Source organism: Streptomyces albireticuli (genome assembly GCF_021228125.1).
Classification (GTDB): Bacteria; Actinomycetota; Actinomycetes; order Streptomycetales; family Streptomycetaceae; genus Streptomyces; species Streptomyces albireticuli.
In genome coordinates, this window is record NZ_JAJQQS010000042.1 from 1 (window position 1) to 12,757 (window position 12,757).

At 65.1% G+C, this 12,757-nt stretch carries 9 protein-coding genes and 4 pseudogenes; 7 read left to right on the forward strand and 6 right to left on the reverse strand.

What is annotated here, in order from left to right; all coding sequences use genetic code 11:
* A partial coding sequence (locus LUZ64_RS37955; RefSeq protein WP_372472104.1) for a transposase occupies positions 1-150 on the reverse strand: 150 nt, incomplete at its 3' end.
* 162 nt (positions 151-312) lie between these two features.
* Between LUZ64_RS37955 and LUZ64_RS38135 the strand changes: the two are divergent.
* Positions 313-1,411 (forward strand): annotated as a pseudogene (locus tag LUZ64_RS38135) (IS630 family transposase).
* Here LUZ64_RS38135 and LUZ64_RS35885 read toward each other — a convergent pair.
* Together LUZ64_RS35885 and LUZ64_RS35890 are read right to left on the reverse strand one after the other, a co-directional pair.
* Positions 1,405-2,070: a hypothetical protein gene (locus tag LUZ64_RS35885; protein ID WP_143593011.1), complete on the reverse strand. Its 666-nt coding sequence runs from the start codon at positions 2,068-2,070 to the stop codon at positions 1,405-1,407. The pseudogene LUZ64_RS38135 and the gene LUZ64_RS35885 sit on opposite strands and share 7 nt — an antisense overlap.
* 364 nt (positions 2,071-2,434) lie before the next feature.
* Positions 2,435-2,719 (reverse strand): hypothetical protein, encoded by a 285-nt coding sequence (locus LUZ64_RS35890; protein ID WP_095578836.1) that lies wholly within the window; start codon positions 2,717-2,719, stop codon positions 2,435-2,437.
* A 381-nt stretch (positions 2,720-3,100) separates the two neighbouring features.
* Here LUZ64_RS35890 and LUZ64_RS35895 point away from each other — a divergent pair, with 381 nt between their 5' ends.
* Positions 3,101-3,391, forward strand: coding sequence for a hypothetical protein (locus tag LUZ64_RS35895; RefSeq protein WP_095578835.1), 291 nt, complete (start codon positions 3,101-3,103; stop codon positions 3,389-3,391).
* A gap of 418 nt (positions 3,392-3,809) precedes the next feature.
* Here LUZ64_RS35895 and LUZ64_RS35900 read toward each other — a convergent pair whose 3' ends face one another.
* Together LUZ64_RS35900 and LUZ64_RS35905 are read right to left on the reverse strand one after the other, a co-directional pair.
* Entirely contained in the window at positions 3,810-4,271 is a 462-nt protein-coding gene (locus LUZ64_RS35900; RefSeq protein WP_170116645.1) for a DUF1036 domain-containing protein, read from the reverse strand.
* Positions 4,272-5,802: 1,531 nt separating this feature from the next.
* Positions 5,803-6,042: a hypothetical protein gene (locus LUZ64_RS35905; protein WP_095578833.1), complete on the reverse strand. Its 240-nt coding sequence runs from the start codon at positions 6,040-6,042 to the stop codon at positions 5,803-5,805.
* Positions 6,043-6,440: 398 nt separating this feature from the next.
* On the opposite strand from LUZ64_RS35905, the gene LUZ64_RS35910 reads away from it, so the two are divergent.
* The 5 genes and pseudogenes from LUZ64_RS35910 to LUZ64_RS35935 form a co-directional block, all read left to right on the forward strand.
* On the forward strand, positions 6,441-7,589 hold the full coding sequence (locus LUZ64_RS35910) for a ParA family protein (protein WP_170116646.1): 1,149 nt from the start codon (positions 6,441-6,443) through the stop codon (positions 7,587-7,589).
* Positions 7,586-8,563, forward strand: coding sequence for a ParB/RepB/Spo0J family partition protein (locus LUZ64_RS35915; protein ID WP_095578832.1), 978 nt, complete (start codon positions 7,586-7,588; stop codon positions 8,561-8,563). Before LUZ64_RS35910 ends, LUZ64_RS35915 begins: the two co-directional genes overlap by 4 nt.
* Before the next feature lie 122 nt (positions 8,564-8,685).
* Positions 8,686-9,681, forward strand: a pseudogene (locus LUZ64_RS35925) (IS30 family transposase); the annotation flags it as partial.
* Between the two features lie 348 nt (positions 9,682-10,029).
* Positions 10,030-10,680, forward strand: a complete 651-nt coding sequence (locus LUZ64_RS35930; protein ID WP_232390632.1) for a transposase — start codon at positions 10,030-10,032, stop codon at positions 10,678-10,680.
* Between the two features lie 11 nt (positions 10,681-10,691).
* Positions 10,692-10,829 (forward strand): annotated as a pseudogene (locus tag LUZ64_RS35935) (IS30 family transposase); the annotation flags it as partial.
* 1,373 nt (positions 10,830-12,202) lie between these two features.
* Here the strand turns inward: LUZ64_RS35935 and LUZ64_RS35940 are convergent.
* Positions 12,203-12,757: pseudogene (locus tag LUZ64_RS35940) on the reverse strand (IS256 family transposase); the annotation flags it as partial.

Here is a 12,757-nt window from a genome sequence, read left to right on the forward strand (position 1 = left end):
CGGCGGATGGACCCACTGGGACCCGGTCTGGAACTTCCAGGCGATCGCGTCGATCACCTCACGGTGATCACACCAACGGCCACCCCGCTTGGGGCCCCGGAACGTCAGCAGCGGCTCCATCCGCGCCCACCGCGCGCCCGCCAACGGCACACGGAACCAACGATCAGACGATCCCAAAGAAACGGCCTAGACGCAGGCGGCCACGGTCGGGGCTGCTGCCCGGGCGCCACCCGGTGCGCGGCTACTGATCTTTTGGGATTGTTGCCGTGGGGCTGGCAGGTGGTATCTGTCGCAGTACGCCCGAACCATGAGATCTCGCAAGGGAGCGGGCTGACTGCCGAGCGGCGAGCGTTTCGCGAGCGCATCCGTATGGAGGCAGCCGGGGTGTTCGCCGCTGGGCAGGGCAATGTGGTGATCGCGACGGGGTGACGGGTCAGTGCCCTTTCGGTCCAGCGCTGGCGTCTGGCCTGGCGGGACGGCGGACAGGTCGCGCTGCGGTCAAAGGGGCCGGGATTGAGTCCGAAGCTGAGCGAGGCCCTGTTCGCGGTACTGGAAGAGGAGTTGGGCAAGGGTCCCGTGGCACACGGCTGGGAGGATCAGACCTGGGCCCTGTCCAGGATCAGGACGCTGATCGGGCGCCGGTTCCACAAGAACCTGGCGCTGTCGACCATCTCGCGGATACCGCACCGGCACGGGTGGAGCTACCAGTTCCCTGCCCGCCGGGCCGTGGAGCGCGACGAAGCGGCTGTGGCCGGATGGGTGAGGGAGGTGTGGCCGCGGGTGGAAACACCGCAGCGGCGCTCGGAGCCTTCATCGTCTTCGAGGACGAAGCAGGGTTCGCGATGACGCCGCCCACCCCACCCGCACGTGGTCCCGGCGCGGGCACACACCCCTCGTGCGCGTCCGCGGCCGGTCCCGGTACCGCATCTCGGTGGCCGCAGTGTGCTGCTACAGACCCGGTGAACGCTCGCGCCTGATCTACCGGTACCCCTCCCACAAATCCAGAGACAGCACGACCAGAGCCTGGCACCGCAGTTTCGCCTGGACGGACTACCTCGACCTGCTCACCGCCGCTCACCATCAGCTCGGTGTCCCGATCGTGCCCATCTGGGACAATTTGAACATTCACCGGGCAGCTGGCATGCGTGACTTCATCGCTGTCCACCACTGGATCACCGCCTTCCACCTGCTGCCTTACACACCCGATCTCAACCCGGTCGAAGGCATCTGTTGCCTGCTGGGGCGCCGCGCCCAGACCAGCACGGCCTTCACCGACCACGACCACCTCATCCGCGCCTGCCAACCCGGACTCCGCACACTCCAGTACCGCAGCCACCTCATCCACGGATGTCTCACAGGCACCGGCCTCATGATCACCAACCAGCCGACAACGACCCCGAAAGATCAGTAGCCTTTGCAGCTCGATCGTAGTTGAACAGGCGCTCCGGCTAGGGAATCCGGCCCCTGCGACCTCTTTTGCGGATTGGCGGCCGAATCGGGCGGCCTCTGCGCCGCCAGCACGCGGACATGCGGACGGACGGCCTGCCCGCAGCCTGTTCCCGTCGGTGGATGATGCGGGCTTGTTCCAACCGTGCCTTGGCCACCCAGATTGCGGATTCCGGGCGCAGCGTCAGCTGCCGAGTCGCCGCAATCGAAGCCGACGGCGGCGACAAACCCGCCGGAGCCGAGGTGATCGCGGTGAGGTACTCGACGGCCTCGTCGACGATGCGGTTCTCCTCCGGGGGTGCGGTCGTGGCTGGCGGTCGCGTTGACGCGGGTGAGCAGTGCACGGGCTTTCTGCGTGAGTCCGTCAGCCACCGCAGTAACCAGGCTGGAGAAGAGACTGTGGCGGACCTCGGTCTGCTGTTCAAGCCAGTGCTGGGCGTCCGCGAAGGCGGCCGTCAGCTGCGCCTGCGTCGTCTCCTTCGCGCCCGTCATGGAGGCGATCTGGCCACACAGCCAGGTCACGACAAGGACGGACTCCACGTTGCGAGCGTCGGTGATCTGCCGCAGCAGTACTTGCGCCCGTACCAGGGAGTCCGGGGCTTTTCGGGTCTTCCTGCTGGCCACGTAGCGGCGGGCCTGGTGGTGCGGAGCAGATGACTTGTTCTACTGCCGGCGTCGACAGACCCCGCCACTCGGTGGGCCGCGCGAAGGCCTCGGTGCCGATCCGGACCCTGCGGGCGGTGCCCTCGCTGTCCAGGCGGATGCGGTGCACGGACCAGCGTCGGCTTAGCGTGTCCTGGTACCGATATTGCCAGTACGGGTTCCATATCGTCGTCCCACACCGGCTCCACTGCCTGGTCCAGCACACGCAGCCCGCGGCGCTGGGAGGCGATCTCTACCACCGAGCCGATCAACGCACTGTTCGGGCGGGCGAAGTCGACGGCTGCCGCTTCGCGCCTGTCCCGGAGCGAAGCGGCAGCCGCGGACTTCACATACAGGTGGTCGGCGCTGGATACGCCATGGGCACGGCGACCACAGATTTGGGAATGCCCGCCCGTGCCTGGGTGGTGGGCGAAGTGGCAGAGCCGGTCGGTGTAGAGCTTCGTGGCCAGCTGGGTGCCGCAGCCACCGAATAGCGGCCCCGCCAGAACGTGTCCTGCTCGTGCCGGCGGCAGAACGCGTCCAGCTCGATCGCCTCCAAAGGCAGAACCAGCGGTTCCTCCGAGGCCGCGCCGGACAGCATCTTCGTCTGGATCCGCTGCCGATCCTGCATGAGCCCCCAGCTCTTCGCCCTTTCCAGGCCTCCACATCGTGCCCTGGAGGCACGCGAGGCGCAGCCACAATGCATAGAAAGATCCATATAACAACCTTTTACCCGAAATCAGGAGTGAGGCGATGTGCTCCAGAGCTGAGAGGTGCGACCAGCTGGTTCGCGCGCTGGTCAGCAAGATGCCGTTGCTCACGCACGCTGGCAGCCACCGCCGCATCAGGACACCGCGCGGCGATGCCCCCGAGCCGGACAGCGCTCAACCCGACTGTCAGACACGGCTACCAACACCGACCAGCCTCAGCCTGTTAGGTGTACGCACCAAGTAGCTCAGCGTGATGTTACGGCGTATGGAAAACGACGCCGACGGCGGTCAGACTGTCGTGCATGACGAGCGATGACGGTGAGCGGGTGGTCCGGCTGATCGGCGGCCGAGGCAGGTCGGTCAACTTCCCTCATGGCCCAGTGAGGAGAAAGAGCGGCACCGCACACCTGGAGATCATTACCTTCGTTGGGACTGAAGAGTCAGTTGTGCTGCACGCTGCCGGTGACTGGATGAAAGAGCATCCGATGACGGTGATCCGGGCGATGAACTGGCGCACGGATGGTTTTGACGCCCCTGTCGGCAGATGGGCACTGGAGATTGTTGTCGATCACGATGCCGCCTACTGGCCGTAGGTGATATTGGCCGTGGACAGACGGCTAACATCGGGGCGGGGCGGCCGGCCAAGGTCCAGTCTCCCGAGCGGATTGTGGGTGAGGCAGCGGGCCAACACGACGAAGCGGGCTGCGATTCGGCGAGCCCCGGACGGTCAGCTGGGTTCGGCCCCTCGCCATGCGGCTCTCGTGGCCACAGCGCCAACCGCGCATGGCCTGCTGGTACCCCAGGTCGTGGTCACCGCAGGGATGTCACCGGACATTACCGACTCCGAGAGTAGCTCCTCTACCTCAGTATGCGTCCTCGCGGTCGCACGGCCGTACGCCCAGCGCTCGAGGGTTCTAGCGTCTCCAGGGGAATCTTTTTCTTCGCCTCTAGGGCCGAGGCCTCGCGCGTCCAGTTCGTTCAGGCGGAGGCGCGGGGCGGAGCCTCGCGCGATCACGCAACAAGATCGAGCGTGAAATCGCAGAAACCATTCACGTCGAACTCTCGAAAGCAGACCTTGCGGCTTCCTGGGTCGCACCTGTTGAGACACCGCTGGAAAGCGGTGGTCGGCACGCGGTAACAGTGACTCCCCGCCCACTCCACTCCGTTGCCCGCGATCGCATAGATGTACCAGTATCGGTTGACCGCCGATGCGCATCCGGAGTAGATAGCTCTACATTCACCTGGATTAAGGTTGTACCAGCCAAATTTGAGCCAGCCTTCGGGGCACGTTGATGTGCTCATGCGCATGATGAACGCAGCGGAGACAAGGTGCATATAGCGGTTGCATAGCCACAGCATCGCCTTCCCCACCTCAGCCTCAGTGCGGTCCGAGCCGACAGCTCGGACCGGAGTAGACGGCCTGCGACTCCGCGGACGGTGCCAGCTGTCCGGGTCGGTGTCGCGCGGCGCCATCGGCATCAGTCTCGACCGCTGTGTCAACGGTCACGTTCGGGAGGTCCACCCTGGGGGCGTCGCGCACCATCGGACTGAGGGCCGCGAGATCCTCCACATTGATGATGCCAGCGCGTTCTCCACTCATCTTCTTCTCCTCTCAATGCGGAGAATTCAGAGGCCAAGGCCGTGCTCACCCGGATCAGATTAAACCCACCCCCGGTTTCCCGATACTGGAGTAATATCTAAACCTAAAAGGCAGATAATCCGCCATTCTGACTACTGAAGCAAATCTCCTTTCCTCTCGCGAAAGAGCTTCCTGAAGAGCGGACAGGACTGTCAGCGCTAAACCCGGCCGACGCCGTTCCCCCAGACAGCAGTGCCTGAACTCCTACCAACCGCTGCTCCAGGCGCAACCCGGTGGGCGAGCAAGAATGCGAGGGTAGTCTTACAGTCTCCCTCCCCCATTATGTTCTTCGCGACCCTGCAAAGGCCGCTGGTCTTCGGGCCCGGTATGACTGTCCCCCCCTGTCAAACCGAAAGCCTGGGGGGTGGCGTCGCCAGGCCCGAGGGGTGCCGGCGGAGACGCTGATGAGAGACCTGGCTGCCGCCCCCTTGAGCGCAATGCCCGGCACCTCGCGGGCGGCAGGCCTGCATAGCGTGGATGCGCACATACGACACCAACGTCCCCTGGTCAGCACTGCACCGGCCTGCTTCGGAAGGATGGGTTATACGACCTCAGCGACGTCGACGTGTTCTTCGCTCTGGACATCACCACGACCACTCACCATGGTCACGGGCTCACTCCGGCCGGCAAGAAAGTCTTCGACAAGCAGCTGCTTGCTGACCCTTCCGTGGGGTTGTCGGGGGTGACGTCGGAAGATCGTCGCGGTATGCCGTTGGTATGCGATACGCGCAAGGGGGGAGGCCTGACGGTTGACCATGTCCGGCGTGATCATAACGCCGACGCCTGCGTTCACAATGCTGCGAGAGAGGCTGTTAACGGTGTTGTCGAAGATGCCAGTGACACTTCCGAGAGTGTCCCCAACGGGGCCCCGACGAAACGATCGCCGCTGTCGCCAGCGGGGTTGCTGTTACTCATGTGAACCTCCAGTGTTCTTGCCGCGCCGTGATCCGGCGTCGGTTTCAGTGCGCTTCCATGCCATCGGACCCTGACCTCCCATGCACGTTCGCCACAGGCCTCCGGGTGCACCCGTGTCAGCCCCGCCCGAGCATCACCGCATTCGCCGAGGTTTGCCCAGGCGCGCCCCGCCGGCACAAGTGAGGCGTTCGCCGAACACGGGTGCCCACACGCCGACGTTGGCCTCGCCGCGATGTGCGAGGTACTTAGTGATCGGTGCCAGACAGGGCACCTCGGTCCCGCTGATGAAGTCAATGGGCACTGAATAGCCTGTTCAGGCTCTGCCCAGGGGGGGGCGGAACTCCGCGTACGGGCTCCTGACGCCCTGCTGGCACCTTGATACCGGCGACCGCGAGTTCGGCCGCGAGAGGGCCCATTCCGGGTGTCGCTTCTATGGCGACCTGGGGGAAATCACCGTTGCCCGATGATGATGCCACCACCTGCGGCTTTGGCGCGCAGCGCTTCGGCAACGATGTTGCCGAAGCGCTCGGCGACGCAGTCGGCTTCGTAACCGGCTTGTTTGGCAAGGCCGGGGAGGTGACGGCGGAGCGCTTCCCACACGGCGAGGAAGCCATCGATCTCTCCGGGCTCCACGTAGAGGTCAACGCCATCGAGCTGCGGAAAGAATCTGGAGCCCAGGATCTGAATCATCGCAGAGCCCCACAGTCGGGCACGGGTGCTCTCCAACCCCTCCAGGTTGGCACTGAATTTAGGGTCCTCCAGGGCATCGTGGACGCCGTCGGCTCATAGACGAAGGCATACAGAGAGAGGCTCATGAGCCCATTCTCCGGATCGAACCACGCTGGGTCGAGGGGTATTTGGCAGCCCGCCAGGCAGACGCACCCACCTCGCTAGGAGCAGTAGCAAGACGAAGGGCCGGAGGGGAAGCCGCATGGCCGGGGGGCTCCCCTGGCGAGCAATCAGCGGCATCCATGAGACAGCTGACTCACTCGCCACGACCGCCGCGAGACCTGCACCCGACGCACGCATGACGTCAATGCCGGGGCAGAGGTGCCCACATGAGCAGCGACCTAGTAATGTTTGGTCACATGAGTATCCCTAGCCCCCGGGGAGATCGAGAGAAGCTAATTACAGCTCTCACTCCCCAGCTGCGCAGACACCTGAAAATCCGCGCCTTTGAGCACGGAATGGATATTCAGGGTGCTGCAGAGCACGCCATCAACGCCTGGTACGCCGCCGACGGGCTCCCTGAGGTCAACACCGACGGAGCAAAGACCTGGGGAACGTTCCTCCCAATCGGTGCACCCGACAGCTTCAAGGCAGCCTGCACAGAACGCGGCGTCACCTACGTACAAGGGCTCGCGCAGGCAGTGACCTTGTGGCTCGAGAACCATCCCTCGCCCACGGCCCCGTTGGTGGCCCAGCCTGTCGTGCGCGTCATAGTGGCCAACCAGAAGGGCGGCGTCGGCAAGACCTTCATCTCCTCCGGTATCGCCCAGGCCCTCGCGGAGGCCGGCTATCGAGTGCTGCTGGTGGACTACGACCCGCAAGGGCACCTCACCGCAGAGCTCGGCTTCGAGGACCTCATGTACGAGGACGACGTCGAGACCCTGATGATGCACATGGACGGCTCTGCCAAGGGCGATATCAACGACCTGCTCGTGGCCCTGGACGGCGAGCGCTTCGGTGAACGGCTGCATCTCCTCCCCGCGTCCGACGACGCATTCCTCCGGGACGTCGCACTGTCTAAGGTCAGCTTCAGCGAAGCGGCTCTTGAGCGCGCCCTGGAGCCTCTGGAAGCTGACTACGACGTCATCGTCATCGATGGTCCGCCCAGCCTCGGCCTGAATATGGACACAGCCCTGTACTACGTCCGGCGCCGCGAAGGCGAACTCGCCGACCGATCCGGCGTCATCACTCCGGTCTGGGCCAATAAGGCCTCGCACCGCGCCTTCCGTCTCCTGAAGTCTCAGATGGACGACCTGTGCCGCAAAGGCCGCATCCAGGTTGACTACCTGGGCTTGGTCGTCAACGCCTACGACAGCCGTCGCGGCAAGCTGGTCAAGGAGAACAAGGACCAGTGGGAGAAGAGCAGCTCCCCCGGAGTCCTCGCTGTCATCGGTGATCTGAAGGAAGGTCGGGAAGCAGCAGATGGCGAAATCCCCCTGCTCGAGTACGCGCCCGACAGTGACCACGCGCAGGTAATGCGCGACCTGGCGAAGGAGCTTGCCGTATGACCCCCCCGGCCCAGCGGATCACCCGCGGCTTCAGCATTGACGAAGAGGGCGGCGAGGCAAAGTCCACACCGCGCCGTGTCCGCACCCGGGATCAGATCAGGAACGGTGAGGGAAAGCGTCCGCCGACAGCAGTTCCTCTGGCCGAGCTGGCACACAACCCGTTCAACCCTCGCGAAGAGCTCACCGATGTTGAGGAGGCTGCTGGGTCCCTGCGAGAGCGTGGGCAGATCCAGCCAGTCGCCGTCGTACGGCGTGCAGCTTTCCTTGCCGTTCACGCCGACCAGGAGTCAGCAATTGGCGGCGCCGAGTACGTCGTGATCGACGGCAACCGACGCCTGGCCGCCGCCCACGTGGCCGGCCTGACCGAACTGCGGATAGACGTCAACGACTCGCTCGCGGCAAGCGCGGCGGACATGCTCGAGTCGGCACTGATCGCGAATGTCCACCGCGTGGATGTTCCTCCGATCGACCAGGCCAAGGCCATTCAGCAACTTGTCAGCGTCCACGGCACCCAGGGAAAGGTCGCCAAACGGCTCGGCAAGACCGAGGGCTGGGTATCCCAGCGTCTCGCCCTCCTCAAGCTGCCCCAGGACCTGCAGGAGAAGGTCGAGACGGGCGAGCTGAAGGTCCGGGACGGGCGGCGCATCGGACGGCTCCCGGTCGAGCAGCAGCACGCTGAGGCCGAGCGAGCTCTGTCCGAGGCAACGGCCACGCCGAAGTCGCGGACCCGGACCAAGAAGTCAGAGATCACGGACGCTGCGCCGGAGTTCCCCCTGCCCGCACAGATCGGAGGGCAGAACGGGACACCCCCGGCCTCGACGCAGCAGGATCTTTACCCGGTAAAGACCGATGAGATCCCCGTAGACGTACAGCTTCCGTGGGATGACCCACAGTGGTTCAACACGCAACTTCGCGATCACATGTCAGCGAAGCACCGGGAAGAGCTCGCTCTCCTGCTGATGGCGGACTCGTAGTCGGAGGGCTCTGGCATCTTTACCGGGTAAAGATGCCAGAGCCCCTTAAACGCAAAAGGCCCGGCCCCCTGCGGATCCTTGAGTTCTAGTGATCGTCGCAACACCCCAGCTCAAGGGATGCGATGGAGTTCAAAGTCCGGGACCGCTCGGTCAATGGGGGGGGACCCGCGCCCTCACGGAAGAGCGGCGGGTCTACCTTCAGCTGGTGGATCAAGGTATGGGGTACGCAGAGGCAGCCCGGATCGTGGGCATCAACGTGCGGACGGGCAAGCGATGGCGCAACGGGCGGGCCGCGTCCGGCGGCACCGCCGCGGCACTGCCGATCGCCCCGTCAGGGGCGTCACCGAGCTTTCGGCGACGCCCCCGGACAGGCCGTCCAGGTATCTACGCGAGGCGGACCGGATCCACATAGCCGACCGGCTGCGGGAGGAGGCCACGGTCCGCGCGATCGCGGCCGAGCTGGGCCGCAGTCCCTCCACCGTCAGCCGGGAGATCCAACGCAACCGGACCGTTCTGCCAGGCGGCAACTGGTATTACCGGCCGCACGCAGCCCAGCGCCGGGCCGACCGGCGCAAGCCCCGCCCCAAGCCCGGCAAGATCGGCCAGAACCCTGAGCTGCGGGACTTCATCCAGCACCACCTCACGATGCGCTGGAGCCCCGAGCAGAACTGCCACGCTCTGCGCAGACGGTTCCCCGACCGGCCGGAGATGCGCGTGACCCACGAGACGATCTACCAGGCCCTCTACGTCCAGGGCCGCGGTGAACTCCACCGGGAACTGACCCGTGCCCTGCGGACGGCACGTCGGCGCCCGCACCGCCACGCTCACAAGCGCCTGCCTCGCGCGATCCGGGACATGGTCATGATCAGCGACCGTCCCGCCGAAGCTGCTGACCGCGCCGTTCCAGGTCACTGGGAGGGCGACTTCTCGTCGAGACCGTTCAGACGCTCCCACCACACCTGCGGCGATCACTCACCTGGGACCAGGGGTCCGAGATGGCGGCCCACCGCGCGTTCACCATCGCCACCGACGTCCCGGTTTACTTCTGCAACCCAGCCAGTCCCTGTCAGCGCGGCTCGAACGAGAACACCAACGGCCTGCTGCGGCAGTACTTCCCAACTTGTATTGGGGATAGCGGTGTCGTGATCGGGTTGGCCGCCCATAACGTGCCGTAGGACGCCGGGCAGGCTGACTCGAGTACTTCCTGCCGCCCGCAAGGGCTGGCTCTCTTTGGGTGTGTCGACCTGCCCGGTGCCCGTTCGCGGCTTGACTCAACAGAGGCATGACCATCAGCCACCCCACGTTTCTCGAAGTCGGGCTGTCAGCTGCGGATCCCATCGCCCCGACGACCGAGAAGAGGGAGCGCCGATGATGCTGATCGGCATCGATCCACACAAGTCCACCCACTGAGTGCCCTCCTGCCGGGCGGCGCACCGCGCGACCTGTCCGCGGCCAAGGCAGAGCAGTTGCCGGAGTCTGTCGTCCCTGCCGGTCCGGCAGAGATCACCCGCCACACCCTCGCCGCCGACCTGGTCGCCGAGGTCCGGACCTGGGATGTGAAGCTGAAGGACAACGCCAAGGCCATGGCCTCACTGGTCACAGAGTCCGGCAGCCGGCTGACCGACACACCGGGCATCGGGGCCGTGACCGCCGCCCGCCTCCTGGGGCGGACTGGGAAGCCCACCCGCTTCCCCACTTCCAGCGCCTTCGCGCAGTACGCCGGCACAGCTCCCATCGAGATCGCCAGCGCGGACCGTGCACGTCACCGCCTGTCCCAGCGCGGGGACTGCCAGCTCAACGCGGCACTCCACACCGTTGCGATCACGCAGATCCGCATGCCCGGCACGCGGGGCCACGCCTACTACCAGGCAAAACTCGCCGAAGGAAAGACGTCCCGTGAAGCGCAACGCTGTCTCAAACGCCGACTCCCCGATCACGTCTGGCGCACCATGATGACCGACGAGCGCCGACGAACCCGGATGACGGGCCCAGGAGGACAGACGGGGACGACTACAGAATCCAGCGCGGCCGGCTCAACCCCGACGGCCGACTCTTCGGACAAGTCACTTCCTGGACCCGCCGGAAACGAGCCTACGCCACCACCCCATGCGGCTTGACAAACACAGAGGCACCCAAGGGCACCGACCTGTCCGGCCACACCCGCGAGGAGCTGGGGACGGTCGCTGCCGAGCTCAACAGCCGGCCAAGCAAGACGCTCGGCTGGGAAACACCAGCCGAGCGCCTGTCTAAACTGCTCGCGGCCTGATCAACCGACCACGTGTTGCAACGACCTCTCGAATTCACCATCGCAGGGGGCCGGGCCAGTTACAGGCCACTGCGGACGCGGGCGTCTCGAGTGCGCGCGGCAGATGGACGTGGAGGTGCTCGACTTCGACCTCGCGGCTGCGGTCCCAGAGTGCTCGGGCCAGGAGTTCCGTAATACCGCTGGCGGTATACCGGCCTCCCGTTCTCTCGCCGATTCCGAGCTGTTGCTGCCGACGGCAATCGATCACAGTTCATACAGGTAAGAACCGTGTCGCCAGCCGCAGACGGCATTGATCTCGCGATGTCATATCCGTAGGCACACAGATCAGCCGCAGTCGGACGTGCTAGCTCCAGCAAATCCGACCATGCCTGATTGCGGATCTGAGCTGCCTTTCAGTACAGAGGCAGGTTCATAACACCATCAGCCCGGGCTGTGCCCGGTTGGCCCGCATCAATCGTGTGCCGCTTCTGTCTCCGGACCCTGGATCGCCTCGACCAGAGCGGCGAATTCTGTTCTCGTAGAGCCGCTCCCGGGCCCGCGAGGGAGAGACGTAGCAGGCGTGGGCGGTCTGGCGGGCCCGGCCCAGGTCGCTGGCGTTGGCCTCCCAGGTGACTCTCTCGGCACGGGCCTTGGCCACGGTCTGGAGCCCATCCCTCCCGTCACTTTCACGGATGCGACGGATCAAGGCCAGACCATCACGGGGCGGTAGCCGGTCAGTTCGCCGAGAACACGCGCGAGCTAACCGGCTACCGGCTGACGCGCACACAGCGGCCCATCGAGTCGGCGAGAGCACCAATCAGGCTGTGGCAAAGGACGCCAACTGTGAGTTGCGGGGCCAGACCGTTCTCCATGACCGAGTCGTAAGTCTCTGGCGTTGCTGGAGTGGGAGTCCCAGCTGGGCGCACCAGGCCAGCATCCACCGTGCGGTACCGAGCGATGTCGTGTCGTTCAGCTCGTCCGGTAACCCTGCACCGGGCCCGCCCAAATATTCAGCAGGCTGAAGTGCCCGAGGGAGAGATCGGAGCGAACACGGCCAGCTTCAGCGATAGCGGCGGGACGACGTACGTGGCATGTGGACTCCTGGTCAGCGGGCAGAGGGAGTGACCAAGCAGCCTGACAAGTCAGCCTGTCCGGTCTCGGCAGCCGCACCACATGCCACGCACTCGAGTCGCGCCCCTGGCGGTTGAACACGCTCCATCATCAGCGAAGTGGCATCGACGACCGTGTTCAAGCCCTGCCCCATGCGGCGCTCCAGCAGCAGGTACAGGACGTCGACCGTATCGCTGATTGCCGCCTGGCAGCCCGGGACAACTTCACCTGTCAGTTTCAGCGTCTTGGGGGCGTGTACGGATCTTTGTGTAAGTCCTCGGGATTCACTGGGTGTTGAGCCGGTTCTCGAAGACGAGTGAGAACTGGTTCAGTGCCTTCTTCTAGTGTAGCCGCGACGTGGTTGACATCGCGCGCTTTGGGGGTGATCTGCTCGCGGACGGCGAGGTAGAGCACCTTCAATGCGGCCTGCTCGGAGGGGAGGTGTCCGCGGTTTCGGGTGGCCTTCCGCAGCCGTGCGTTGATCGACTCGATCAGGTTCGTCGAGAAGACGGCCTTCCTTATCTCGGGCGGGAAGGCCAGGTAGGGGGTGAATTCGCTCCATGCAGCCTGCCAGGTCCGCACAATCGCGGGATACTTCTGGCCCAGCTCGCCTGCGGTGAATTCAGCGAGAGCCTGTTCGGCGGCCTGTTCGGTCGGCGCGGTGTAGATCGCCTTCAGTTCCGTGACCAGCTTCGCGTGGTGGGCTTTGGAGGCAAATCTCAGCGATGCCCGGATCAGGTGGATCACGCAGGTCTGGACCGTGGCTTTGGGCCAGGTCGCGGTGACCGCGTCGGGCAGGCCCTTCAGCCCGTCGCAAGCGACGATGCACACGCCCTCGA